General features: G+C 71.2%; 19 protein-coding genes, 1 tRNA gene and 1 pseudogene. 15 read left to right on the forward strand and 6 right to left on the reverse strand.

Annotated elements, in window-relative coordinates; genetic code table 11:
• Positions 1-256: 256 nt before the first annotated feature.
• Positions 257-1,750, reverse strand: coding sequence for a 30S ribosomal protein S1 (gene rpsA / locus ACZ6A9_RS05465; protein ID WP_189555291.1), 1,494 nt, complete (start codon positions 1,748-1,750; stop codon positions 257-259).
• Positions 1,751-2,115: 365 nt separating this feature from the next.
• Between rpsA and ACZ6A9_RS05470 the strand changes: the two genes are divergently transcribed.
• Positions 2,116-2,928: a class I SAM-dependent methyltransferase gene (locus ACZ6A9_RS05470; protein ID WP_468980634.1), complete on the forward strand. Its 813-nt coding sequence runs from the start codon at positions 2,116-2,118 to the stop codon at positions 2,926-2,928.
• Between the two features lie 4 nt (positions 2,929-2,932).
• A complete protein-coding gene (locus tag ACZ6A9_RS05475) occupies positions 2,933-5,563 on the forward strand; it encodes an ATP-dependent RNA helicase (protein ID WP_468978824.1) in 2,631 nt (876 codons plus the stop codon).
• 19 nt (positions 5,564-5,582) lie between these two features.
• Here ACZ6A9_RS05475 and ACZ6A9_RS05480 read toward each other — a convergent pair whose 3' ends face one another.
• The gene (locus ACZ6A9_RS05480; RefSeq protein WP_468978827.1) at positions 5,583-7,385 is read right to left on the reverse strand and encodes a lytic transglycosylase domain-containing protein; all 1,803 of its coding nucleotides are present in this window, start codon (positions 7,383-7,385) and stop codon (positions 5,583-5,585) included.
• A gap of 266 nt (positions 7,386-7,651) precedes the next feature.
• On the opposite strand from ACZ6A9_RS05480, the gene ACZ6A9_RS05485 reads away from it, so the two are divergent.
• Positions 7,652-8,551: a DUF4184 family protein gene (locus ACZ6A9_RS05485; RefSeq protein WP_468978831.1), complete on the forward strand. Its 900-nt coding sequence runs from the start codon at positions 7,652-7,654 to the stop codon at positions 8,549-8,551.
• Here the strand turns inward: ACZ6A9_RS05485 and ACZ6A9_RS05490 are convergent.
• The gene (locus ACZ6A9_RS05490; protein WP_468978834.1) at positions 8,466-8,873 is read right to left on the reverse strand and encodes a hypothetical protein; all 408 of its coding nucleotides are present in this window, start codon (positions 8,871-8,873) and stop codon (positions 8,466-8,468) included. The genes ACZ6A9_RS05485 and ACZ6A9_RS05490 overlap by 86 nt on opposite strands.
• 439 nt (positions 8,874-9,312) lie before the next feature.
• Entirely contained in the window at positions 9,313-12,042 is a 2,730-nt protein-coding gene (gene polA / locus ACZ6A9_RS05495) for a DNA polymerase I (RefSeq protein WP_468978841.1), read from the reverse strand.
• Between the two features lie 217 nt (positions 12,043-12,259).
• On the opposite strand from polA, the gene ACZ6A9_RS05500 reads away from it, so the two are divergent.
• From ACZ6A9_RS05500 to ACZ6A9_RS05540, 9 genes are all read left to right on the forward strand, one after another.
• Entirely contained in the window at positions 12,260-14,539 is a 2,280-nt protein-coding gene (locus ACZ6A9_RS05500; RefSeq protein ID WP_468978844.1) for an FdhF/YdeP family oxidoreductase, read from the forward strand.
• A 55-nt stretch (positions 14,540-14,594) separates the two neighbouring features.
• The gene (locus ACZ6A9_RS05505) at positions 14,595-15,077 is read left to right on the forward strand and encodes a hotdog fold thioesterase (protein ID WP_468978847.1); all 483 of its coding nucleotides are present in this window, start codon (positions 14,595-14,597) and stop codon (positions 15,075-15,077) included.
• Between the two features lie 299 nt (positions 15,078-15,376).
• The gene (locus tag ACZ6A9_RS05510) at positions 15,377-15,637 is read left to right on the forward strand and encodes a hypothetical protein (protein WP_468978850.1); all 261 of its coding nucleotides are present in this window, start codon (positions 15,377-15,379) and stop codon (positions 15,635-15,637) included.
• Positions 15,634-16,236 (forward strand): Tat pathway signal sequence domain protein, encoded by a 603-nt coding sequence (locus ACZ6A9_RS05515; protein WP_468978854.1) that lies wholly within the window; start codon positions 15,634-15,636, stop codon positions 16,234-16,236. The genes ACZ6A9_RS05510 and ACZ6A9_RS05515 overlap by 4 nt, the downstream gene beginning before the upstream one ends.
• Positions 16,237-16,524: 288 nt before the next feature.
• Entirely contained in the window at positions 16,525-17,760 is a 1,236-nt protein-coding gene (locus ACZ6A9_RS05520; RefSeq protein WP_468978857.1) for a branched-chain amino acid ABC transporter substrate-binding protein, read from the forward strand.
• A gap of 114 nt (positions 17,761-17,874) precedes the next feature.
• Positions 17,875-18,807, forward strand: coding sequence for a branched-chain amino acid ABC transporter permease (locus tag ACZ6A9_RS05525; RefSeq protein WP_468978860.1), 933 nt, complete (start codon positions 17,875-17,877; stop codon positions 18,805-18,807).
• 5 nt (positions 18,808-18,812) lie between these two features.
• Positions 18,813-20,639 (forward strand): branched-chain amino acid ABC transporter permease, encoded by a 1,827-nt coding sequence (locus ACZ6A9_RS05530; protein WP_468978866.1) that lies wholly within the window; start codon positions 18,813-18,815, stop codon positions 20,637-20,639.
• A 5-nt stretch (positions 20,640-20,644) separates the two neighbouring features.
• Positions 20,645-21,574, forward strand: coding sequence for an ABC transporter ATP-binding protein (locus ACZ6A9_RS05535; protein ID WP_468978869.1), 930 nt, complete (start codon positions 20,645-20,647; stop codon positions 21,572-21,574).
• The gene (locus tag ACZ6A9_RS05540; RefSeq protein ID WP_468978874.1) at positions 21,571-22,287 is read left to right on the forward strand and encodes an ABC transporter ATP-binding protein; all 717 of its coding nucleotides are present in this window, start codon (positions 21,571-21,573) and stop codon (positions 22,285-22,287) included. The genes ACZ6A9_RS05535 and ACZ6A9_RS05540 overlap by 4 nt, the downstream gene beginning before the upstream one ends.
• Before the next feature lie 71 nt (positions 22,288-22,358).
• Here the strand turns inward: ACZ6A9_RS05540 and ACZ6A9_RS05545 are convergent, their stop codons facing one another.
• On the reverse strand, positions 22,359-23,015 hold the full coding sequence (locus ACZ6A9_RS05545) for a response regulator (protein WP_228967987.1): 657 nt from the start codon (positions 23,013-23,015) through the stop codon (positions 22,359-22,361).
• Positions 23,016-23,114: 99 nt separating this feature from the next.
• Between ACZ6A9_RS05545 and ACZ6A9_RS05550 the strand changes: the two genes are divergently transcribed.
• Together ACZ6A9_RS05550 and ACZ6A9_RS05555 are read left to right on the forward strand one after the other, a co-directional pair.
• Positions 23,115-23,189 (forward strand) — tRNA-Leu (locus ACZ6A9_RS05550).
• Positions 23,190-23,293: 104 nt separating this feature from the next.
• Complete coding sequence (locus ACZ6A9_RS05555; RefSeq protein WP_468978879.1) at positions 23,294-24,067, forward strand: transcriptional regulator; 774 nt, start codon at positions 23,294-23,296, stop codon at positions 24,065-24,067.
• An 18-nt stretch (positions 24,068-24,085) separates the two neighbouring features.
• Here the strand turns inward: ACZ6A9_RS05555 and pyk are convergent, their stop codons facing one another.
• Positions 24,086-25,522, reverse strand: a complete 1,437-nt coding sequence (gene pyk / locus ACZ6A9_RS05560) for a pyruvate kinase (protein WP_468978882.1) — start codon at positions 25,520-25,522, stop codon at positions 24,086-24,088.
• Between the two features lie 141 nt (positions 25,523-25,663).
• Between pyk and ACZ6A9_RS05565 the strand changes: the two are divergent.
• Positions 25,664-26,053, forward strand: a pseudogene (locus ACZ6A9_RS05565) (5'-nucleotidase C-terminal domain-containing protein); the annotation flags it as partial.
• Between the last annotated feature and the right edge of the window lie 16 nt (positions 26,054-26,069).

Consider the following 26,069-nt stretch of genomic DNA (forward strand, 5'->3'; position numbering starts at 1 on the left):
GCCGGTCGCGCGGTTCCCCGCGCCCCTGGCGAGGGTGGCGGATCGGCCGCGGGCCGGTAGGGGCCGGTCGCGCAGTTCCCCGCGCCCCTGGCGGGGGTTGGTGCGCAGGTCCTTTCGGACCTCGGGGGTTGGTGCGCAGGTCCTGTGGGACCTCGGGGTTGGTGGGCTGGTTCTCGTGGGTCTTGGGCAGCACTGAGGGGCCGTACCCGGGTGGGTACGGCCCCTCAGTCAACGGCTAGGCGTCAGCGGGGAGCGTTCAGCTCTGGCCGCCCGCCAGCTTCTCGCGCAGGGCCGCGAGAGCCTCGTCCGAGGCGAGCGCGCCGGACTGGTCGCCACCCTCGGAGGAGTACGAACCGCCACCGGACGCGGCCGGAGCGGCGGCTTCGCCACCCTCGGCAGCGGCCTTCTCGTCCGCCTCGCGGGACTTGATGACCTGCGCCTGGTGCTGCTCGAAGCGGGACTGCGCCTCGGCGTACTGGGTCTCCCACGCCTCCCGCTGGGTCTCGTAGCCCTCGAGCCAGTCGTTGGTCTCGGGGTCGAAGCCCTCGGGGTAGATGTAGTTGCCCTGGTCGTCGTAGGACGCGGCCATGCCGTACAGGGTCGGGTCGAACTCGACCGCCGACGGGTCGGCACCGAAGGCCTCGTTGGCCTGCTTCAGCGAAAGGCTGATGCGACGGCGCTCGAGGTCGATGTCGATGACCTTGACGAAGATCTCGTCGTTGACCTGGACGACCTGCTCCGGGATCTCCACGTGGCGCTCGGCCAGCTCGGAGATGTGGACCAGACCCTCGATGCCCTCGTCCACACGGACGAACGCACCGAACGGCACCAGCTTCGTGACCTTGCCGGGCACGACCTGGCCGATCTGGTGGGTGCGGGCGAACTGCTGCCACGGGTCTTCCTGGGTCGCCTTCAGCGACAGGGAGACACGCTCGCGGTCCATGTCGACGTCGAGGACCTCGACGGTGACTTCCTGGCCGACCTCGACAACCTCGGACGGGTGGTCGATGTGCTTCCAGGACAGCTCGGAGACGTGGACCAGACCGTCGACGCCACCCAGGTCCACGAAGGCACCGAAGTTGACGATCGAGGAGACGACGCCGGAACGGACCTGACCCTTCTGGAGGGTGGTGAGGAACGTCTGGCGGACCTCGGACTGGGTCTGCTCCAGCCAGGCACGGCGGGACAGGACCACGTTGTTGCGGTTCTTGTCCAGCTCGATGATCTTCGCCTCGAGCTCCTTGCCCACGTAGGGCTGGAGGTCGCGGACACGGCGCATCTCCACCAGGGAGGCCGGGAGGAAGCCGCGGAGGCCGATGTCGAGGATGAGACCACCCTTGACGACCTCGATGACGGTACCGGTGACGATGCCGTCCTCTTCCTTGATCTTCTCGATGGTGCCCCAGGCACGCTCGTACTGGGCGCGCTTCTTCGAGAGGATCAGGCGGCCTTCCTTGTCCTCCTTCTGGAGGACAAGGGCCTCGATCTCGTCACCGACGGCGACGACCTCGTTGGGGTCGACGTCGTGCTTGATCGAGAGCTCGCGGCTCGGGATGACACCTTCGGTCTTGTAACCGATGTCGAGCAGGACCTCGTCCCGGTCGACCTTCACGATGACGCCGTCGACGATGTCGCCGTCGTTGAAGTACTTGATCGTCTCGTCGATCGCGGCGAGGAATGCTTCCTCGTTACCGATGTCGTTGACCGCTACCTGCGGGGTGGTGGCGGTGGTCTCGGTGCTGCTCGTCATGTGGGAAAGGGCTCCGGTACGGACATTGAAGTCGTAGGTACTGCTACGCCGGAGCCCGTTTCGCTCTGCCGAAGCCGGACAGCCAAGGAAGCGCTCCACCAGAAACTGGCGACGGCGCCTCGAGAACCGAGGGGACATACAACAGATGCGAGCGCAGCCTGCTACGTCTGAGGCGCGCAAGCTCGCAGCGCAACTTGTAGCATACGGGGGCAGCCGGGCAGGGTCAATGCGCGAAGCCGCCCACCCGGGGCGGATCGCCGCATAACCGGCACAAGTCCCGTCCTCCGAGGCCACGCAGGGGCTGGGAAGCCGCTTCCGCGACACACCGGAGTCCGGCTGGACGGAAGAGTACGACGAGGGAGCCGATCATCCAAGAGTCCGTAGCGCCCGAACCGGAGGCGACCCGGCGGGAGGCCGGTGTCGCGGAGAGCTCACACGCCAGTCGTGGCTGGTGGGACCGGAACGCGGACGAGTACCAGACCGAGCACGGGACGTTCCTCGGCGACGACCGCTTCGTGTGGGGTCCCGAGGGTCTGGACGAGGTGGAGGCGGAGCTGCTCGGCCCGCCGGAGGAGCTGAAGGGACGCGACGTCCTAGAGCTGGGCGCCGGCGCCGCGCAGTGCTCGCGCTGGCTGGCCGCTCAGGGGGCGCGTCCGGTGGCGCTGGACATCTCGCACCGCCAGTTGCAGCACGCGCTGCGGATCGGCGGGCCGTTCCCGCTGGTGTGCGCCGACGCGGTCGCGCTGCCGTTCGCTGACGGCTCCTTCGACCTGGCCTGCTCGGCGTACGGGGCGCTGCCCTTCGTCGCCGATCCGCGGCTGGTGCTGCGCGAGGTGCGCCGGGTGCTGCGGCCGGGCGGCCGGCTGGTGTTCTCGGTGACGCACCCGATCCGCTGGGCCTTCCCCGACGAGCCGGGTCCCGAGGGGCTGAGCGTGTCGGCGTCGTACTTCGACCGCACGCCGTACGTGGAGCAGGACGAGGACGGCCGCGCGGTGTACGTCGAGCACCACAGGACGATCGGGGACCGGGTGCGGGACGTCGTCGCCTCGGGGTTCCGGCTGGTGGATCTGGTGGAACCGGAGTGGCCGACCTGGAACACCTCCGAGTGGGGCGGCTGGTCCCCGCTGCGCGGGAACCTGATCCCGGGCACGGCGATCTTCGTGTGCGTACGGGACTGAGTGCGTGGTCCGTCACGACGTCCTGGACGTCCTGCCCGTACGCGAGGCCCTGCCCGGTCTGACCGGGGCGCTCAACGCGCACGGCACGGCGGTGCTGGTGGCGCCGCCCGGAACCGGTAAGACGACGCTGGTGCCGCTGGCGCTGGCGGGGCTGCTCGGGACCGGGCCCGCGCGGCGGGTGGTGGTCGCCGAGCCGCGGCGGATCGCCGCCCGCGCGGCGGCCCGGCGGATGGCCTGGCTGCTGGGCGAGCGGGTCGGCGGGTCGGTCGGTTTCACCGTGCGCGGGGAACGGGCGGTGGGCCGGGACACGCGCGTGGAGGTCGTCACGACCGGTGTGCTGCTGCAGCGCCTCCAGCGCGACCAGGAGCTGGGCGGGGTGGACGTGGTGGTGCTCGACGAGTGCCACGAGCGGCACCTGGACGCGGACACGGCGGCGGCGTTCCTGTGGGACGTGCGCGAGACGCTCCGCCCGGAGCTGCGGCTGGTGGCCGCGTCGGCGACGACGGACGCGGAGGGCTGGGCCCGGCTGCTGGGCGGTGCGCCGGTGGTCGAGGCGCACGGTGCGGCGCACCCGGTGGAGGTCGTCTGGGCGCCTCCCGCGGGTGTGGTGCGGCCGGCGCACGGGATGCGGGTCGATCCGGCGCTGCTGACGCACGTGGCGTCGGTGGTGCGGCGGGCGCTGGCCGAGCGGGACGGGGACGTCCTGGTGTTCCTGCCGGGGGTCGGTGAGATCACCCGGGTGGCCGGGCAGCTGGGCTGCCCGGACGGGGTCGAGGTGCTCCAGGTGCACGGGCGGGCGCCGGCGGCCGTGCAGGACGCGGTGCTGACCGGCGGGGACCGGCGCCGTGTGGTGCTGGCGACGGCGGTGGCGGAGTCGTCTCTGACCGTGCCCGGGGTGCGGGTGGTCGTCGACTCGGGTCTCGCGCGCGAGCCGCGGGTCGATCACGCGCGGGGACTGAGCGCGCTGACGACGGTCCGGGCCTCGCGGGCTTCGGGGCGGCAGCGGGCGGGGCGTGCCGGGCGTGAGGCGCCGGGCGCGGTGTACCGCTGCTGGGCGGAGGCGGAGGACGCGCGGCTGCCGCGGTTCCCCTCCCCCGAGATCAAGGTGGCCGACCTGACGGCGTTCGCGCTCCAGGCGGCCTGCTGGGGCGATCCGGACGCCTCGGGGCTGGCGCTGCTGGACGCCCCGCCGACGGGTGCGATGGCGGCGGCCCGGTCCACGCTGACGGCGATCGGCGCGGTGGACGCGGAGGGCCGTGCGACGGCGCGCGGTGCGCGGTTGTCACGGCTGGGGCTCCATCCCCGGCTGGGGCGTGCCCTGCTGGACGCGGCGCCGGTGGTGGGTCCGGGACTCGCCGCCGAGGTGGTCGCCCTGATCGGTGAGGAACCGCCGCGCGCGTACGGGGACGACCTGGCGGGCGCCCTGCGCGCCGCGCGCCACGGGGGTGACGCGTACGCCGCCCGCTGGCGCACGGAGGTCCGCCGCCTGCGGGGGCTCGTGCCCGCGGACGCCGGAGGAGTCGGTACGGCCGGAGGAGTCGGTACGGCCGGAGGAGTCGGTACGGCCGGTGGGGCCCCTGGGGCCGGGGACGCGCCCGCGCAGGGGCCGGTGGGCTCCGTGCGGGTGTCCGGCGGTGGTCCGCTCGCCGCGGGTGACGGTGGGGAGGACGCGCGGGTGGGGCTGGTGGCGGCGCTCGCGTTTCCCGAGCGGGTGGCCCGCGTGGACGGCGGTTCGTACCTGATGGCGGGCGGGACCCGGGCCGAGCCGGGGTCCGGGTCCCGGTTGCGGGGTGCGGAGTGGGTCGCCGTGGCCGCGGCCGACCGCCCGGTGGGCCGCGGGCACGCGCGCATGGGGCTCGGGGCGGTCGTCGACGAGGGGATCGCACGGTACGCGGCCGGCGCGCTGCTGGAGCGCCGCGAGGAGGTCCGCTGGGACGGCGGGGACGTCGTCGCGCGGGAGGTCGAGCGGCTGGGGGCGGTGGAGCTGACCGTACGGCCGCACACCGGCGCCGACCCGTCCCTCGTGCGCGACGCGCTGCTGGACGGGCTGCGGCAGGAGGGGTTCGGGCTGTTGCGCTGGCCGGCCGGGGCCCTGGTACTGCGGCAGCGGCTGGCCTTCCTGCACGGCAGGCTCGGCGCACCGTGGCCCGACGTGTCCGACGGGGCACTGCACGCGCGCGTGGCGGAGTGGCTGGAGCCGGAGCTGGGCCGCGCCCGCCGTCGGGCCGACCTCGCGCGGATCGACGCCGGGCAGGCGCTGGGGCGGCTGCTGCCGTGGGCCTCCGGTGAGGCGGCGCGCCTCGACGAGCTCGCGCCCGAGCGGATCACCGTGCCCTCCGGGTCCGCGGTCCGGGTCGACTACTCCGACCCGGAGCGGCCGATGCTCGCCGTGAAGCTGCAGGAGATGTTCGGGCTGCAGGAGTCGCCCCGGGTGGCCGGGGTGCCGCTGCTGGTGCACCTGCTGTCCCCGGCCGGGCGCCCCGCCGCCGTGACCGCCGACCTCGCCTCCTTCTGGCGCGACGGCTACAAGGGCGTACGGGCCGAGCTGCGCGGCCGCTATCCCAAGCACCCGTGGCCCGAGGACCCGGCCGCCGCCGAACCGACGCGGCACACGAGCGCACGGCTCAGGCGCTGAGCCGTGCGCCGGCGCACCCTCAGGCGGCGGTGCCGGTCGACGGGGTCGGGGACGGGGTCCCGGTTCCGGCGTCGGCGCCGGCGCCGGTCCCGGTTTCGGTCCCGGTCCCGGTCCCGGTTTCGGCGGCCGCCACGGTCAGTTCGACCGTGAGGGTCGCTCCGCCCGCGGTGGTGACGCGGAGCAGGAACGTGCCGGTGGTGTCGTCCGCGTACAGCCGCGGCAGCTTCAGCAGACCGTCCGCGTCGGTCGTGAGGCCCTTCAGCGTGCGGACCGTCCTTCCGTCGGCGTCCTTGAAGTAGGGGCCCTTGTCGTTCTCCGCCAGGTCGTCGGCGGACGTGACGAGCGTGGCGGTGGCGGCGACCTTGCCGGCGGCGGCACCGCCGTAGGTGGCCTTCAGCTCGACCTGCCCGGCGAACTCGCCGCCCGGGGTGCAGGTGAGCGCCGCGTCGCCGGTGCGGACCAGGGTGTCGGCGGCGCGTTCGGTGACGTTCGCCTTGTAGGTGACGCCCGGGATGTCGCGGCCCACCACGACGGCGCGGACGGCGAACGCGCCGGTCTTCTCACCGGCCCGGAGCGCGGGCGCCACGGCGACGCCCGAGGCGTTGGTGACCACGGTGGCCACGCTCTCGCCGCTGGTGAACGTGGTGTCGGTGTCGCCGTGGATGGTGAAGCGGATCCGCACCTTGGCCACCGCCTCGCCGGCGTCCGTCTCCGCTCGGGCGGCGACCCGCTTGTCGAAGGTGTCGCCCGCCATCGCGGTGAGCGTCGCGGTGCCCGCGGCCTCCAGGTGGTCCACCGTGTCGGTGGGGGTCGGCGGGGTGGTGGCCGGCGGCGGGGTGGTCGGGCTGCCACTGCCGGGGACGGTCGGCTTCGGGCTCGGGGCGGCGCCGCCCGGCTTGCCGGGCGCCGGGGTGGTGGGCCTGGGGGTCGGCTTGGGCGCCGGCGGGGTGGCCGGGATCGGCGGGGAGGGCCGCGGCGTCGTCCCGTTGTCGCTGCGGTCCCCGGGCAGCGCGCCGGAACCGTCCGGGATCTCGTGGGTGCCCTTGCGGTAGTACTCCAGCCACGACAGGACGGTGTTCAGGTAGTCCGTCGAGTTGTTGTAGCTGAGGATCGCCTTCCTCAGGTCGCGCCGGTCGGAGAGGTCCCAGTCGAAGCGGCACAGGTAGTGGCCGGCGGAGAGGGCGGCGTCGTAGATGTTGTTGGGGTCCTTGCGGCCGTCCCCGTTGCCGTCGCGGCCCGCCCACTTCCAGGTGGACGGGATGAACTGCATGGGGCCGACGGCCTGGTCGTAGGTGCTGTTGCCGTCGTGGGCGCCGCCGTCGGTGTCCTTGATGAGGGCGAAGCCGTTGCCGTCGAGCTGGGGGCCGAGTATGGGCGAGAGGGTGGTGCCGTCGGCGTCGACGCGTCCGCCGCGGGCCTGGCCGGACTCCACCTTGCCGATGGCGGCGAGGAGTTGCCAGGGCAGGTTGCAGCCGGGCTTGCTCTCACGCAGCGCCGCCTCGGCCTGCTTGTAGGCGTCGAGGACGGTCGCCGGTATGCCGGCCTCGGCCGCTGCCGGGTCGACCCTTCCGGTGCCGCTGCCCGGGGAGGGGTTGGGGCTGTTGAGGGGCGGCAGGTCCGTGTAGTACGGCGAGTTGCCGGTCGCGCCGGCGCCGTCGGCGCTCTCCTCGGGCGAGGGTGCGGCGTCGGAGGTGGTCTCCCGGCCGTGGCCGTCGACCGTGACGCCGGGAGCCTGGGACGCGGACAGGGCCGCCACCGCCGCCGCGGCCACGGCGGTGGTCGCTGCTCCCTTGCACAGCCTCCTGCCGAATTGCGCCGCCATAGAGTGAACCCCTCCCGTGGACGCTGTGGCGCCCGTCGACGTGTGTGCCGTGTCCGCCCTGGTGTGACGTTCTTCCCCGCCCCGCCGGTTGCCCTGTGCGGTCATCCGGCACGGCGATCCTCGCGACCCTACGACAACTTCCTTTGCACGGACACCCGTTCATGACCGATATTCACCGGTTGGCCACGTTTCCCCTGCGGCGGGGTCCGGGGCGGGCCTCCCGCATACTGGGGCCTTGCGATGAACACCACCCCAGGGGAGCCGAGTTGCCGTTCACGCTGAGCCATGCGGCGGCGGTCCTGCCGGCCGTGCGCACCGACGGCGGCGGCCGGGCCACCCTGGTCCCCTCCGTGCTGGTCGCGGGCAGCTTCGCTCCCGACATGACCTATTACGCGGCGAGTGTCCTGTCGGGGGCGATGGAGTTCGGCGATGTGACGCACGCCGCCTGGGGTGTGTTCACGGTCGATGTGCTCATCGCGTGGGCACTGGTGGGGCTGTGGCTGCTGGTGCGCGAGCCGCTGGTGGCGCTGTTGCCGCGGGCGCGGCAGGGGCGGGTGGCGGCCCTGGTGCGCTGCGGGGCGCCGCATGCGCGCGTCCGTCCCCCGCTGGTGGCGCGCTGGTACGCCTCGGCGGTGCTGGGGGCGTCGACGCACGTGGTGTGGGACGCGTTCACGCATCTCGACCGGTGGGGCATGCGGGTGTTCCCCGTACTGGGGGAGGAGATCGCGGGGTCGCCGCTGTACTGGTACCTGCAGTACGGCGGTTCGGCGGTGGCGGCGGTCGTGATCGCGCTGTTCGTGGCACGGGCGCTGCGCCGGACCGGGTCGCGGCAGGCCCAGGATGCGGAGGAGGCGGCGGGGGCCGCGGGCGGGCCGGTGGGGGTGCCGCTGCTCTCCGGTGCCGACCGGTGGGCGGCCGTGGCGCTGCTCGGCGGGTGTGCGGTGGCGGGGGCGGTGCAGCGGGCCTCGCGGTGGTGGGCCTACTGGGGGTCGACCGCGAAGCCCTGGGAACTGATCCCCGCGGTGTGCTTCGGCGCGGGCGCGGGGCTGGCCCTCGCGCTCCCCTTGTACGCGCTGGCCGTCAGGGTGTGGCGTCCGGCCACCCGGGCCACGGCGGAGCGGGAAGGGCCCGGCGCGCGGCGGCCGGACCGTACTGCCGCGCGCTGAGGGTTTCGCTCGCGGCGACGAACACGGTGACGGTACGGACGGGGCGGGGCCGGGGCAGCCGGCTCACCGCGAGGGTGAGATGGGCGCGGACCAGTTCGGCCCACAGCCGCCAGGGTGGCTGCTCGCCGGTGGTGGTGCGGTGGTCTCCCCGGCGGCCGAGGACCGCGGTGGCGTTGCGGAGCGCGGTCGCGAGGGTGGTGGGGATGCGGGCGGTGCTCGCGGCGGCAGCGAAGACCGGAACCGGCGGAAACGCCCTGAGGGTGGTTCCGCCGGCGTCGGCCCGCGGGGGTGCCGCTGTGCGGTGAAGCATGCGTATACCCATGCGTCGCATCCTGTCGGCCGGCCGGCCCGACGGCGTGTCCGCGGGGTCCACGCGAGTGAAACCCCCTCCGGGGACCCAGCGAGCTGGCTGCTGCCGGTTCCCCTCCGGCCGTCCCGGCACACCGCCGCCTCGCCGGACCACACGGGCCGGCACCGGTCGCGCCCGGCCGGTCGGGCGCTGCGACGCCCCCACCAGGGCCAGTCGGCGGGCCGGCCGGGCACCACCGGACCGCGCCGTCGCACCTGGCCGCCGTCGCGGCGGGAAGAGACCACCCGGTGCGGCAGTGACCCGTACGCCCGAGGCGCTCGGGCCACCGGCGCCCGCCCACGAGCGCCGAGGCGCCGGCAAGCGCTGGGGCGGCCCGGCGACGCCGGAGCGCGCCGCCGTGCCGGGTCGCCCTCGTGGCGGGGGACGGCGCGGGGTGCCGTCGGGCGGTGGTTCAGTGGGCCGCGGATTCCCAGTCGGGACCCGCGCCCACGGAGACGCCCAGGGGGACGCGGAGCTGCACGGCGGAGGCCATCTCCGTGCGGACCAGCTCCTCCACCGCGGCGCGCTCGCCGGGGGCGAGTTCCAGGACGATCTCGTCGTGGACCTGGAGGAGCATGCGGGAGCGCAGGTCCGCCGCGCGCAGGGCGCGGTCCACGTTCAGCATGGCGATCTTGACGATGTCCGCCGCCGTGCCCTGGATCGGCGCGTTGAGCGCCATGCGCTCGGCCGCCTCGCGGCGCTGGCGGTTGTCGCTGTTGAGGTCGGGCAGGTAGCGGCGGCGGCCGAACAGCGTCGCCGTGTAGCCCGTCGCCCTCGCCTCGTCGACGACCCGGCGCAGGTAGTCCCGTACACCGCCGAACCGCTCGAAGTACGCGTCCATCAGGGCGCGGGCCTCCGCGGCCTCGATGTTCAGCTGCTGGGACAGGCCGAACGCCGACAGCCCGTACGCCAGGCCGTACGACATCGCCTTGATCTTGCGGCGCATCTCCGCGTCCACCGCGGACTGCTCCACGGAGAACACCTGTGCCGCCGCCGTGGTGTGCAGGTCCTCGCCCGAGGTGAACGCCTCGATCAGGCCCGCGTCCTCGGAGAGGTGGGCCATCACGCGCAGTTCGATCTGGCTGTAGTCGGCGGTGAGCAGCGACTCGAAGCCCTCACCGACGACGAACCCGCGGCGGATGGCGCGGCCCTCGTCCGTGCGGACCGGGATGTTCTGCAGGTTGGGGTCCGTGGAGGACAGCCGGCCCGTCGCGGCGACGGTCTGGTTGAACGTCGTGTGGATGCGGCCGTCCGCGGCGATCGTCTTGATCAGGCCCTCGACGGTGACACGCAGCTTCGCCTGCTCACGGTGACGGAGCATGATCACCGGCAGTTCGTTGTCCGTCTGGCCCGCCAGCCAGGCCAGCGCGTCGGCGTCGGTGGTGTAGCCGGTCTTCGTCTTCTTGGTCTTCGGCAGCGCCAGCTCACCGAAGAGGACCTCCTGGAGCTGCTTGGGCGAGCCCAGGTTGAACTCGTGCCCCGCCGCCGCGTGGGCCTCCTTCACCGCCTGCTGCACGGCGCCCGCGAACATCTGCTCCATGGCCTGCAGGTGCTCCCGGTCGGCCGCGATGCCGTGCCGCTCCATGCGGGCGAGCAGCGCGGACGTGGGCAGCTCCATGTCGCGGAGCAGGTCCGCGGCGCCCACCTCCTCCAGACGGCCCTCGAAGGCCGCGCCCAGGTCGAGGATGGCGCGGGCCTGCACCATGAGCGCCTCGGCCTCCGCACCGTCGTCCGCGCCGAAGGCGAGCTGCCCGTCGGGCGCGGTGGCGGGCGCCAGCTCGCGGTGCAGGTACTCCAGGGACAGGGCGTCCAGGTCGAAGGAGCGGCGGCCCGGCTTCACCAGGTAGGCGGCGAGGGCGGTGTCCATGGTGACGCCCTCGATGGTCCAGCCATGCTCGGCGAAGACGCGCATCGCGCCCTTGGCGTTGTGGAACACCTTGGGGCGCTCCGCGTCGGCGAGCCACGCGGTGAACGCCCGCTCGTCGGCCTCGTCCAGCTCGGCCGGGTCGAACCAGGCGGCCGGCCCGTCGGCCGCGGCCAGGGCGACCTCGGCGACGGAGCCGGTGCCCAGGCCCCAGGTGCCGACGGTGGCGACACCGAGGACGCGGCCGGTGCCGTGCTCCGCGAGCCAGCCGGTCAGCTCGCCCGTGCCGAGCACGGTGCCGTCCAGCTCCACTCCCTCGGCGACGACAGGGGTGGTCTCGGCCTCGGCCGCGCCCGGGTCGACGGCGAACAGCCGCTCGCGCAGCGAGGGGTTCCTGATCTCCAGGGTGTCCAGGATCATCGCCACGGCCTTGCGGTCGTAGGCGGTCCGCTCCAGGTCGGGGACGGTCCTGGGCAGCTCGACGCCGCGCTCCAGCTCGGTCAGCCTGCGGTTGAGCTTGACGGACTCCAGGTGGTCGCGCAGATTCTGCCCGGCCTTGCCCTTGACCTCGTCGACCCGCTCGACCAGCTCGGCGAAGGAACCGAACTGGTTGATCCACTTCGCGGCGGTCTTCTCGCCGACGCCGGGGATGCCGGGCAGGTTGTCGGACGGGTCGCCGCGCAGTGCGGCGAAGTCCGGGTACTGGGCGGGCGTCAGGCCGTACTTCTCGACGACCTTCTCCGGGGTGAACCGGGTCAGCTCGGAGACGCCCTTCGTGGGGTAGAGCACGGTGGTGTGCTCGGAGACCAGCTGGAAGGAGTCGCGGTCTCCGGTGACGATCAGCACCTCGAAGCCCGCGGCCTCGGCCTGGGTGGCGAGGGTGGCGATGACGTCGTCGGCCTCGAAGCCCTCGACGGCGAAGCGCTGCGCGTTCATCGCGTCGAGCAGCTCGCCGATCAGCTCGACCTGGCCCTTGAACTCGTCGGGGGTCTTGGAGCGGTTCGCCTTGTACTCGGTGAACTCCTCGGAGCGCCACGTCTTGCGGGAGACGTCGAAGGCGACGGCGAAGTGGGTGGGCTCCTCGTCACGGAGGGTGTTGGCCAGCATCGACGCGAAGCCGTAGATCGCGTTGGTCGGCTGGCCCGTCGCGGTGGTGAAGTTCTCCGCGGGCAGCGCGAAGAACGCGCGGTACGCGAGTGAGTGCCCGTCCATGAGCATGAGGCGGGGACGGGAGCCGCCGGGGGTCTGGTCGCTCTTCTTCGATGCTGTCTCTGCCACGAGTCCGATCCTGCCATGTGTCACTGACAGCCGGTCCCGGCCGCGTGGGATGCCGGGCGTTCGCCCCTTCCTCCTCCCCGGGGTGCGCGGCGATCCCCCCTGTTCCCCTCCCCCGGGGTGCGCCCCGGTCCCCCCGTGCCGGGGCGGGCTCCCGGGGATGTGCCGCGTGGCAGGATCGGAGGCGTACCTCACACGTGTGCGTGGACAGGAGTGCGCGATGGCAACGAAGCCGCCCAAGGGCGATCCGGTTCAGGACGCGCCGCAGGTCGCCGGGCCGCAACGGGCGGCGGCCGGGCTCCCCGCGATCGGCCACACCCTGCGCATGGCCCACCAGCAGATGGGGGTGAGGCGCACGGCGCTGACGCTGCTCGGCGTGAACCAGAAGGACGGCTTCGACTGCCCGGGCTGCGCCTGGCCGGAGCCGGAGCACCGGCACAAGGCGGAGTTCTGCGAGAACGGGGCGAAGGCCGTGGCCGAGGAGGCCACCCTGCGCCGGGTCACCCCCGAGTTCTTCGCCGCGCACCCGGTCGCGGACCTGGCCGGCCGCAGCGGTTACTGGCTGGGGCAGCAGGGCCGGCTGACGCACCCCATGTACCTCCCCGAGGGCGGGACGCACTACGAGCCGGTGACCTGGGAGCGGGCGTTCGACATCGTCGGCGAGGAGATCGGCGCCCTCGGTTCCCCGGACGAGGCCGTCTTCTACACCTCCGGGCGCACCAGCAACGAGGCCGCCTTCCTCTACCAGCTGTTCGCCCGTGAGCTCGGCACCAACAACCTGCCGGACTGCTCCAACATGTGCCACGAGTCGTCGGGCTCGGCCCTGTCGGAGACGCTCGGCGTCGGCAAGGGCAGCGTGCTGCTGGAGGACCTGTACCAGGCCGACCTGATCATCGTCGCGGGGCAGAACCCGGGCACCAACCACCCGCGCATGCTGACCGCCCTGGAGAAGGCCAAGGCGAACGGCGCGCGGATCGTCAGCGTCAACCCGCTGCCCGAGGCGGGCCTGGAGCGCTTCAAGAACCCGCAGACCGCCAGGGGACTCGCCACCGGCACGGCCCTGACCGACCTGTTCCTGCAGATCCGCATCGGCGGCGACCAGGCCCTCTTCCGCCTCCTCAACAGGCTGATCCTGGACACGCCGGGCGCGGTGGACGAGGCGTTCGTACGCGAACACACGCACGGGTACGAGGAGTTCGCCGCGGCCGCACGGGCCGCCGACTGGGACGACACGCTCGCCGCGACGGGTCTGACGCGCGGGGACATCGAGGAGTGCCTGCGGATGGTGCTCGCGTCCGAGCGGGTCATCGTGTGCTGGGCGATGGGCCTGACCCAGCACAAGCACTCCGTGCCCATGATCCGGGAGATCGTCAACTTCCTCCTGCTGCGCGGCAACATCGGCCGCCCGGGCGCGGGCGTGTGCCCGGTGCGGGGGCACTCCAACGTGCAGGGCGACCGCACCATGGGCATCTTCGAGCGGCCCGCGCCGGCGTTCCTGGACGCCCTGGAGAAGGAGTTCGGCTTCGCGCCGCCGCGCCGGCACGGCTACGACGTCGTACGGGCCATCCGCGCGCTGCGTGACGGCCACGCGAAGGTCTTCTTCGCCATGGGCGGCAACTTCGTCTCCGCCTCCCCCGACACGGAGGTCACCGAGGCGGCCATGCGGCGGGCCCGGCTGACGGTGCACGTGTCGACCAAGCTGAACCGCTCGCACACCGTCACGGGCGCGCGTGCGCTGATCCTGCCGACGCTGGGCCGTACCGAACGCGATGTGCAGGCCGGCGGTGAGCAGTTCGTGACGGTCGAGGACTCGATGGGCATGGTGCACGCCTCACGGGGGCGTCTGGAACCGGCGAGCGCGCACCTGCTGTCCGAGCCGGCCATCGTGTGCCGGCTGGCCCGCCGGGTCCTCGGCGAGCGCAGCACGGTGCCGTGGGAGGAGTTCGAGCGGGACTACGCGGCGGTCCGGGACCGCATCGCGCGGGTGATCCCCGGCTTCGAGGACTTCAACGCGCGGGTGGCGCGCCCCGGAGGCTTCGCGCTCCCCCACGCCCCCCGCGACGAGCGGCGCTTCCCCACGGCCACCGGCAAGGCCAACTTCACCGCCGCGCCGGTGGAGCACCCGGAGCTGCCGGAGGGCCGGCTGCTGCTGCAGACGCTGCGCTCGCACGACCAGTACAACACCACGATCTACGGCCTCGACGACCGCTACCGGGGCATCAGGAACGGCCGCCGGGTGGTGCTGGTGAATCCGGAGGACGCGCGGGAGCTGCGGCTGGTGGACGGCGCCTACGTCGATCTGGTCGGCGAGTGGAAGGACGGCGTGGAGCGCAGGGCGCCCGGTTTCCGTGTCGTGCACTACCCGACCGCGCGGGGCTGCGCGGCGGCGTACTACCCGGAGACGAACGTCCTCGTGCCGCTGGACGCCACCGCGGACACCAGCAACACCCCGGCCAGCAAGTCCGTGGTAGTGCGTCTGGAACAATCGGCGACCGACTGAGCGTTTGCTTAGCAGAGCCGTACCGACGCACGACGAGACGAATGGAGCCCGGGCCATGGGAGAGCAGCAGCAGGTGAAGTTCCCGCAGGAAGTCATCGACGAGTACGCCGCGCTCGGTGTGGACCTTCCGGCGCTGTTCTCGGCGGGCCATCTGGGCACGCGGATGGGCGTGCAGATCCTGGAGGCCTCCGCGGAGCGGGTGGTGGGCACGATGCCGGTGGAGGGCAACACCCAGCCGTACGGGCTGCTGCACGGCGGGGCGTCGGCGGTGCTGGCCGAGACGCTGGGGTCGGTGGGCTCGATGCTGCACGGCGGCAGCTCCCAGATCGCGGTCGGCGTCGACCTCAACTGCACGCACCACCGGGGCGTCCGCTCCGGTCTGGTCACCGGCGTGGCCACGCCCGTGCACCGCGGGCGGTCGACGGCGACGTACGAGATCGTCATCACCGACGAGGCGGACAAGCGGGTGTGCACGGCGCGGCTGACCTGTCTGCTGCGGGACGTGAACCCGGGGGACGCGGAGCGGGTGGCGGGCTGACCGCCGCCGCGGCGCGTCGGCGGCGCGCCTGACCGACGTCGCCACGCGAGAGGCGCACGCCCGCACCCGCAGCACAACTCCGCCCGCCCGCACCGCCATTGCCTCAGGCGGTGCGGGCGTCCTAGGTTCGGGGCATGCGACGGGGAGGCACCTCTCGGGCAGGGGCGGGGACACCGGCGGGGGCGATCGCCGCGGCCCTCGTGGCCGTGTGGGTGGCGGCCGGATGCGGGGCGGCGGATTCCGGCCATGCGCGGGAGGCGCCCCCGCCGGCCGGCCGCTCCGCCTCACCGTCACCCCGGGTGACGTCCGACGAGGACCTGTGCACCCGGATCGTCGGTCACTGGTCGCGCGAGGTGCTCGACGGACGCGGCTACGGCGACTACCAGTCCATGGGCCTGTCCGGGGGCCAGTACGACATCCTGCGCGAGGTGGTCGACGCCGCCCGGGCCGCCCGGCGCCAAGGGGCGGCGGACGTCGGGAAGCTGATCGACCGTGAGGCGCGCGAGGGCTGCGTCGCCTGGTATCGCGCCGGCGGGCCCGGCGAGGGGCCCTGGCAGTGAGCGGGGTGGGGCCCGTCGAGCCGGGCGAGGGCACGCACGCCCAGGACGCCCCGTCCGCGCCCCGGCCCCGACGCGGCGCTCCCGCACGGTACTTGGAACAGCACCGCAGGGCCGTGGCCCGCACGTCCCTCGCCGTCGCCGTCCTCGTGGGCGGCGGCTCCCTCTACGTCACCCGGCCCCGAGGCGAGCCGCCGCCGGACCCTCCGTACCCCACCCAGGTGACCGCCGTCGAGTACCTGTATCCGCAGGCCACGGACGTCAACACGGCCCCGCGGAGCTTCAGTTTCGCCGTGGAGGTCACCACGGAATCCGGCCCTCCGGTCACCGTCGTCAGGATTTCCCAGCCGTACGCGGGCCTGTCCGTGATCTCCAGCCCGCGCACTCCATTCCGGACGAAAACGGGATCACCCCGCAAGATCACCCTCACCATGAGGGTGACCGAATGCGGAAAAGTGCCGCGGAATGCCGGACTCCCTTTCCTGGATGTAACGCTGCGTAATGCGCGCGCAATACAGGCACACAGCTTCATCCTCGGACCCCAGTACGCGCAGGACCTCTCCCGGGCCCTACAGGTAGCCTGCAGCAACGATTCCGGGTAATCACCAAAACCGCTGATACACCTGAACCAACCCCTCCGGGTCCTGCGGTTTCTCACCATCCGGACAGAACAAAACGGCGAGAATTCCGCCCTTCCCCCCACTCAGTACCGCTCTGCAATACGTCGTGTCATAACAAGAGCGTCACAGCCTTGGCCAGAGTCTCCTCCGCATTCCCCACCCGCGCTTAGAGTCACGGCCAGTCACCGCGCCGCCCGATTCTCATGTCGGCCCAGCGCTCGACTCGGCCGCCTCCACCGGGAGGCGGCTGTCAGGGGAAAGGACTGGATCGTGCGTCAACGTTCGTTCATCGCCATCACCGCCGCCCTGGCGGCGGGTGCACTCACCCTCACCGCCTGCGGCTCACGCGACGACGACGGCGGCGGCAGCTCGGACTCCGGCAACGGTGGCACCACCGTGGTCATCGGCGTCGACGCGCCACTGACCGGCGACCTGTCCGCGCTGGGCCTCGGCATCAAGAACTCCGTGGACCTCGCGGCCAAGACCGCCAACAAGGAAAAGTACGTCGAGGGCGTCACCTTCAAGATCGAAGCCCTCGACGACCAGGGCCAGGCCTCCGTCGGCCAGCAGAACGCCACCAAGCTCGTCGCCAACGACGACGTCCTCGGTGTCGTCGGCCCGCTGAACTCCTCCGTCGGCGAGTCCATGCAGAAGGTCTTCGACACCGCCAAGCTCGTCGAGGTCTCACCCGCCAACACCAACCCCGCCCTGACCCAGGGCGTGAAGTGGCAGACCGAGAAGGTCCGCCCGTACAAGTCCTACTTCCGCACCGCGACCACGGACGCCATCCAGGGCCCGTTCGCCGCGCAGTACGTCTTCAACGACGCCAAGAAGAAGAAGGTCTTCGTCATCGACGACAAGAAGACCTACGGCGCCGGCCTGGCCGCCACCTTCACCGAGGAGTTCAAGAAGCTCGGCGGCGAGGTCGTCGGCACCGAGCACATCAACCCGGAGAGCAAGGACTTCAACGCCGTCGCGACCAAGGTCAAGAACTCCGGCGCCGACGTCGTCTACTACGGCGGCGAGTACCCGCAGGCCGGCCCGCTCAGCAAGCAGATCAAGGAAGCCGGCGCCAAGATCCCGCTCGTCGGCGGCGACGGCATCTACAGCGCCGACTTCATCAAGCTCTCCGGCGCCGCCGGCACCGGCGACCTGGCCACCTCCGTCGGCGCACCCGTCGAGGAGCTCCCCTCCGCCAAGGAGTTCGTCGCCAACTACAAGGCCGCCGGATACAAGGAGGCCTTCGAGGCCTACGGCGGCTACTCCTACGACTCCGCCTGGGCGATCATCGAGGCCGTCAAGAAGGTCGTCGACGACAACGACGGCAAGCTCCCCGACGACGCCCGCGCCAAGGTCGTCGACGCCATGCAGAACGTCTCCTTCGACGGTGTGACCGGCAAGGTCTCCTTCGACGAGTTCGGCGACGCCACCAACAAGCAGCTCACCGTGTACTCCGTCAAGGACGGCAACTGGGCCACCGTGAAGTCCGGCACCTTCACCGGCTGACCGCCGCCCGCACCACTTTCACGAGCCGCGCGGGGCGCTGTTCCACTGGCGCCCCGCGCGGACTCGCATCCGGCCCCATCCGTCGAACATTCCGAAAGTCTCGGAGGACATGCGGTGAACGAACTGCCGCAGCAGCTGGTCAACGGCCTGCTACTGGGATCCATGTACGGCCTGGTCGCCATCGGCTACACAATGGTCTATGGCATCGTCCAGCTCATCAACTTCGCCCACGGCGAGATCTTCATGGTCGGCGCCTTCGGCGCCATCACCGTCCATCTGTACCTCTTGCCCGACGGCACCTCCATCTGGGTCGCGCTCCCCCTGATGCTCCTCGGCGCCGTGATCGTCTCGGTCCTGGTCGCCATCGGAGCGGAACGGTTCGCCTACCGCCCCCTGCGCGGCGCGCCCCGCCTGGCACCGCTCATCACCGCCATCGGCCTCTCCCTCGCACTCCAGCAGGCCGTCTGGGCCTTCTACCCCGAGGCGAAGTCCAAGCTGGCCTTCCCGCAGATCGAGGGCGGCCCCTTCACCATCGGCGGCGCCACCATCCAGACCGGCGACATCTTCCTCCTCATCGCCGCCCCCATCAGCATGGCCTTCCTCGCCTACTTCGTGATGCGCACCCGCACCGGACGCGGCATGCAGGCCACCGCGCAGGACCCGGACACCGCCAAGCTCATGGGTGTCAACACCGACCGCATCATCGTGATCGCCTTCGCCCTCGGCGCCGTCTTCGCCGCCGTCGGAGGCGTCGCCAGCGGTCTCAAGTACGGCCAGATCGACTTCAAGATGGGCTTCATCCTCGGCCTCAAGGCCTTCACCGCGGCCGTCCTCGGCGGCATCGGCAACATCTACGGAGCCATGATCGGCGGCCTGGTCCTCGGCGTCGTGGAAACCCTCGCCACCGCCTACATCGCCGACATCCCCGGCCTGCACCAGTTCGGCAGCCAGTCCTGGGCCGAGGTCTGGGCCTTCATCCTCCTCATCCTCGTACTGCTGTTCCGGCCACAGGGCCTGCTCGGCGAACGCGTTGCGGACAGGGCGTGACACCGATGACCACAGACACCACCGCTTCGACCACCGTGGCCGCTCCCACCAAGAGCACCCCCACCGGCCTCATCGGCATCCCCCCGCACCTCGGCCGCGCCCTCGCCACCGGCGGCAGCGCCCTCGCCGTCATCTCCACCTTCCTCGCCTGGACCTGGACCGACGCGTTCCCCGGCGACCTCACCTTCTACGGCTACCCCGGCGGACTCCAGGTCCTCGTCCTCGTCGGCGGCCTCCTCGCCACCCTGTTCGGCCTCGCCTCCTACGGCGTCAAGGGACTGCGCTGGCTCACCCCCGCCGGCGCCGACGCCGCCGTCAAGTACGCCGCACTCGGCACCTTCGCCACCGCCTGGTACACCGTCCTCGCCATCAGCTTCCAGCTCGGCGGCATCGTCAACCTCGAGCCCGGCGGCTACCTCGCCGCCGCCGCCACACTCACAGCCCTCCTCGGCGCCCTCGCCCTCCCCTTCGACCGGCCCGAACCCGACCCCATCGACCCCGACGAAACGGGCTGGGAACAGTTCAAGCACGACGCCGGCCACACCTGGGCCACCCTCCGCGCGGCCTTCGCCTCCGACAGCCCGCGCCCCGTGCGCACCCTGCCGTCCTACGTCGAGATCCTGATCATCGTCGGCATCCTGGCGCTCGGCCTGGTCGTCTTCACCTACGGCATCGGCACCGAGTACGACGAACTCTTCGTCGGCTTCCTGATCACCGCCGGCTTCGGCTTCAGCGCCCTCAACCGCTCCGGCCTGATCGCCCACGCCTCCCAGATCACCGCACGCCACACCAACATCACCGTCTGCGGCGCCTTCATCGCGGCAGCCTGCTTCCCCTTCACCCAGACCGACGACCAGTACGCCACCCTCGGCGTCTACATCCTCATCTTCGCCACCGTCGCCCTCGGCCTGAACATCGTCGTCGGACTCGCCGGCCTGCTCGACCTCGGCTACGTCGCCTTCCTCGGCGTCGGCGCCTACGCGGCAGCCCTCGTCTCCGGCTCCCCCAGCTCACCCTTCGGCGTCCACTTCCCCTTCTGGGCCGCCGTACTCGTCGGCGCCCTCGCCTCACTGATCTTCGGCGTGCTCATCGGCGCCCCGACCCTGCGGCTGCGCGGCGACTACCTCGCCATCGTCACCCTCGGCTTCGGCGAGATCTTCCGCATCGCCGTCAACAACACCGACGGCACCTCCGGACCCGACCTCACCAACGGCTCCAACGGCATCGCCTCCATCCCGGACCTCAACATCCTCGGCTTCGACTTCGGGATCCAGCACGACATCGCCGGCTTCACCATCGGCCGCTTCGCCAACTACTTCTTCCTGATGCTGCTCATCACCGCCGTCGTCGTCCTCGTCTTCCGACGCAGCGGCGACTCCCGCATCGGGCGCGCCTGGGTCGCCATCCGCGAGGACGAGACCGCCGCCCTCGCCATGGGCATCAACGGCTTCCGGGTCAAGCTCATCGCCTTCGCCGTCGGCGCGACCCTCGCCGGACTCGCCGGCACCGTCCAGGCACACGTCACCTACACCGTGACCCCCGAGCAGTACCTGTTCGCCGGCACCACCCCGCCCAACTCCGCCTTCCTCCTCGCCGCGGTCGTCCTCGGCGGCATGGGCACCATCGCCGGACCCCTCATCGGAGCAGCGCTGCTCTTCCTCATCCCCAACAAGCTCCAGTTCCTCGGCGACTTCCAGCTCCTGGCCTTCGGTCTCGCACTCGTCCTGCTGATGCGATTCCGTCCCGAGGGGCTCATCCCCAACCGGCGCCGCCAGCTGGAGTTCCACGAAGAGGCCGACGCGCCCACAGTCCTGAGCAAGACAGGGGCCTGACCACCATGACCACCGACACCACCACCAAGGACACCACCCCGGGCGCACCCGCCCCCGGTGCCACCGTCCTCGACGCACGCGGCGTCACCATGCGCTTCGGCGGCCTCACCGCCGTCCGCGACGTCGACCTCACCGTCCGCAGCGGCGAGATCGTCGGCCTCATCGGCCCCAACGGCGCCGGCAAGACCACCTTCTTCAACTGCCTCACCGGTCTCTACATCCCCACCGAGGGCGAAGTCCGCTACAAGGACAAGGTGCTGCCGCCCAAACCCTTCAAGGTCACCGCCGCCGGCATCGCCCGCACCTTCCAGAACATCCGGCTCTTCTCCAACATGACCGTCCTGGAGAACGTCCTCGTCGGCCGCCACACCCGCACCAGGGAAGGCTTCTGGTCGGCCGTCCTGCGCGGACCCGGATTCCACAAGGCCGAAGCCGCCTCCCGCACCCGCGCCATGGAACTCCTCCAGTTCGTCGGCCTCGCCGACAAGGCAGACCACCTCTCACGCAACCTCCCCTACGGCGAACAGCGCAAACTGGAGATCGCCCGCGCCCTCGCCAGCGACCCCGGCCTGCTCCTCCTCGACGAGCCCACCGCCGGCATGAACCCCCAGGAGACCCGCGCGGCCGAGGAACTCATCTTCGCCATCCGCGACCAGGGCACCGCCGTCCTCGTCATCGAGCACGACATGCGGTTCATCTTCAACCTCTGCGACCGCGTCGCCGTCCTCGTCCAGGGCCAGAAACTGATCGAGGGCGACCCCGCCACCGTCCAGGGCGACGAACGCGTCATCGCCGCCTACATCGGTGAGCCCATGGAGAACGACCCCGGCGCCGCCGAAGCCGCCGAAGTCGAGGCCGCCGAAGCCGCGGCCGAAGCCGCAGCCGAGGCAGAGACCGCCACGGACGCCGCGCCCGGCAAGGAGAACGACCGATGACCGCACTCCTCGAAGTCGAGGACCTCAAAGTCGCCTACGGCAAGATCCAAGCCGTCAAGGGCATCTCGTTCAGCGTCGAAGCGGGCGAAGTGGTCACCCTCATCGGCACCAACGGCGCCGGGAAGACCACCACGCTGCGCACGCTCTCCGGACTCCTCAAGCCCGTCGGCGGCCAGATCAAATTCAACGGCAAGTCGCTCAAGAAGACCCCCGCCCACAAGATCGTCTCCCTCGGGCTCGCCCACTCCCCCGAGGGGCGGCACATCTTCCCGCGCATGACCATCGAGGACAACCTCCGTCTCGGTGCCTTCCTGCGCAACGACAAACCGGGCATCGAGAAGGACATCCAGCGCGCCTACGACCTCTTCCCCATCCTCGGGGAACGCCGCAAGCAGGCCGCGGGAACCCTCTCCGGCGGTGAACAGCAGATGCTCGCCATGGGCAGGGCCCTCATGTCCCAGCCCCAGCTCCTCATGCTCGACGAGCCCTCCATGGGACTGTCGCCGATCATGATGCAGAAGATCATGACGACCATCGCCGAACTGAAGGCCCAGGGCACCACCATCCTGCTCGTCGAGCAGAACGCCCAGGCCGCCCTGTCCCTGGCCGACCACGGCCACGTCATGGAGGTCGGCAACATCGTCCTCTCCGGCAGCGGACGGGACCTGCTCCACGACGAGTCGGTCCGCAAGGCCTACCTCGGCGAGGACTGAGAAACCCGCACACGGCCGGGGCCCGCACCCCCCCTCGCGAGGGGGGGTGCGGGCCCCGGCCGTACGCCGTCCTAGCCCTTGGCCGCCTTCTTCTCCTCGGCGTCGTCGATGACCGCCTGCGCCACCTGCTGCATCGACATCCGGCGGTCCATCGACGTCTTCTGGATCCACCGGAACGCGGCCGGCTCGCTCAGCCCGTACTGCGTCTGCAGCACCGACTTCGCCCGGTCCACCAGCTTGCGCGTCTCCAGCCGCAGACTCAGGTCCGCGACCTCACGCTCCAGCTCCTTCAGCTCCGTGAACCGCGACACCGCCATCTCGATCGCCGGCACCACGTCACTCTTGCTGAACGGCTTCACCAGGTACGCCATCGCACCCGCGTCCCTCGCCCGCTCCACCAGGTCACGCTGGGAGAACGCGGTCAGCATCAGCACCGGGGCGATGCTCTCCTCGGCGATCTTCTCCGCCGCGGAGATGCCGTCGAGCTTCGGCATCTTCACGTCGAGAATCACCAGGTCGGGGCGGTGCTCGCGCGCCAACTCCACCGCCCGCTCACCGTCGCCCGCCTCACCGACGACCGTGTAGCCCTCCTCCTCCAGCATCTCTTTGAGATCGAGCCGGATCAGGGCCTCGTCCTCGGCGATGACGACGCGGGTCGTCATCGGAGGCACGTGCGACTTGTCGTCATCGGGCACGTCTACGGGCTGGGGCGACTCGGGGGCGCTCACGTGGGCTCCTTGGTGCGGGGCAGAACTCTGCTGACAAGAGCCTACCTAGCTGCGGTAAAGTAGGGGCGCGAGGGGTCACACCACCCCTTCGTTTCTAAGGCCCCAGTACTCCAACTGGTTAGAGAGGCCGCTCTCAAACAGCGGACAGTGTGGGTTCGAATCCCACCTGGGGCACTTTTCCTTGGATCGCAAGGTGACCCAAAAAGCGGATGTCCACCTTCTGGTGAACATCCGCTTTTTGCCGCGCACCCTCCCGGTCGGCGCCCCAGAGTGACCGTATGCACGACATGGGCACGCGCGAACGAGCACTGGCGCTGGTGGCACAGGGGCGGAGTCTGAACGCCGTCAGCAAGGAGATGGGTGTCTCCAGGTACGCCATCCGCTCCTGGCAGACGCGCATCGAGCCACTCAACCCCGCAGGTATGCCCTGCCCTCGCTGTCAGGACACCCCCCGAACTCCCGACGCCCCTGCCGCGTACGCCCGCCTCCTCGGTCTCTACCTCGGCGACGGCTGCATCAGCGCCCATCGCAGAGGCGTGTACGTCATGCGCATCGTCCTGGACAACGCATGGCCGGGCATCATCGACGAGTGTGAGGCGGCCCTGCGCGCCGTCCGCCCGGACAACAGCGTGTTCCGCGTGCGGAAACAGGGCTGTGTAGCGGTCACCGGCACCAGCAGGCACTGGCCCTGCCTCTTCCCCCAGCACGGGCCGGGCATGAAGCACACCCGCACCATCGCACTCGAGCCGTGGCAGCAGACCATCGTCGACGAGCATCCCTGGGAACTCATCCGCGGACTCGTGCATTCGGACGGCTGCCGGATCATCAACTGGACGACCCGCATGATCGCCGGTGAGCGCAAGCGCTACGAGTACCCCCGGTACTTCTTCACCAACAAGTCCGACGACATCAGGAAGCTCTTCACGGACACCCTGGACAGGGTCGGTGTCGAGTGGACGGTGCTGACGCGTCGCGGCGTCCCCGTCGACATCTCCGTCGCCCGCAAGGCCTCCGTGGCCCTGATGGACCTCCATGTGGGCCCCAAGTACTGACCCCGGGGCCCGGCGCGGTCATGTCGGGCTGTCGTCCTCGCCGATGTGGTGGACGCGGACGAGGTTCGTGGAGCCCGGGACGCCCGGCGGGGAGCCGGCCGTGATGACGACCGTGTCGCCCACCTTGCAGCGGGCGTAGCCGATGAGCAGTTCGTCGACCTGGTCGACCATCGCGTCCGTGGTGTTCGCATGGGGGCCGAGGAAGGTCTCCACGCCCCAGGTGAGGCTGAGTTGGGAGCGGGTGGCCGGGTCGGGGGTGAAGGCGAGGACCGGGATCGGGGAGCGGTAGCGGGAGAGGCGGCGGGCGGTGTCGCCGGACTGGGTGAAGGCGACCAGGAACTTGGCGCCGAGGAAGTCGCCCATCTCGGCCGCCGCGCGGGCGACCGCGCCGCCCTGGGTGCGGGGCTTGTTGCGTTCGGTGAGGGGTGGCAGGCCCTTGGCGAGGATGTCCTCTTCGGCCGCTTCGACGATGCGTGCCATGGTGCGGACGGTGTCGATGGCGTGTTTGCCGACGCTGGTCTCGCCGGAGAGCATGACGGCGTCGGTGCCGTCGATGACGGCGTTGGCGACGTCGGAGGCCTCGGCGCGGGTGGGGCGGGCGTTGTCGATCATGGAGTCGAGCATCTGGGTGGCGACGATGACCGGTTTGGCGTTGCGTTTGGCGAGTTTGATCGCGCGTTTCTGGACGATGGGTACCTGTTCGAGGGGCATTTCGACGCCGAGGTCTCCGCGGGCGACCATGATGCCGTCGAAGGCGGCCACGATGTCGTCGATGTTCTCGACGGCCTGGGGTTTCTCGACCTTGGCGATGACGGGGAGGCGGCGGCCTTCTTCGTCCATGATGCGGTGGACGTCCTTGATGTCGCGTCCGCTGCGGACGAAGGAGAGGGCGATGACGTCGAAGCCGGTGTGCAGGGCCCAGCGGAGGTCGTCCTCGTCCTTCTTGGAGAGGGCGGGGACGGAGACGGCGACGCCGGGGAGGTTGAGGCCCTTGTGGTCGGAGACCATGCCGCCCTTGATGACGGTGGTGTGCACGCGGGGGCCGTCGACGGCGGTGACTTCGAGGGTGACCTTGCCGTCGTCGACGAGGATGCGTTCTTTGGTGGTGACGTCGTCGGCGAGGCCGGCGTAGGTGGTGCCGCAGCCGTGGCGGTCGCCTTCGGCGCCTTCTTCGACGGTGATGGTGAAGGTGTCGCCGCGTTCGAGGAGTACGGGTCCTTCGGTGAAGCGGCCGAGGCGGATCTTCGGGCCTTGGAGGTCGGCGAGGAGGCCGACGCTGCGGCCGGTTTCGTCGGCGGCCTTTCGCACCCGGTGGTAGCGGTTCTCGTGCTCGGCGTGCTCGCCGTGGCTGAGGTTGAACCGTGCCACGTCCATTCCGGCGTCGACCAGGGCTTTGATCTGGTCGTACGAGTCGGTGGCGGGTCCCAGGGTGCAGACGATTTTCGCTCGGCGCATGTGTTGACCCTAGGGCTTACCGGCGGGTAGCGATCTGGTGGCGCGTGACGACTCAACGGCCGGTCGATGAAGGGTTATTGACAAGTATTGAATTGTGCACGGGCCTGCTCCGATGAGCAGGCGGGTGCCGGTTCCGGGCGCGAGGTGACGATCCGGGTCCTGTCGAGCCTGTACGTGTACGACAGCACGCTGCTGGCGATGCCGATGACGGGGGCCGAGGTCCGGGCGTATCCGGAGTACTCGGCGGGGCATTTCGTGCGGACGGCGGCCGGTGCGCCCCTCGACGGAGCGAAGCCGTCGAACGTGGGCGGCCGTCCGGACTGCATCTACGACTACGTGTCGGGGCTTCGGTACGAGATCGACGTCGCCCGTCCGGCCGGGTCGCGGATCCGGAACCTCATGTACGGGGGTGCCGCGCTCGGTGACGCGCAGCAGTTCGTGGTCGTGGTGAACACGGAGCGGGGTGTGCTGGACCCGGCGGACTTCGCGTCGGTGGACCGGAGGCTGACGCGGGTCGGCACGCCGGTGTTCCGAGCGGTGTCCGTCG

The organism is Streptomyces sp. NPDC041124, assembly GCF_055592385.1.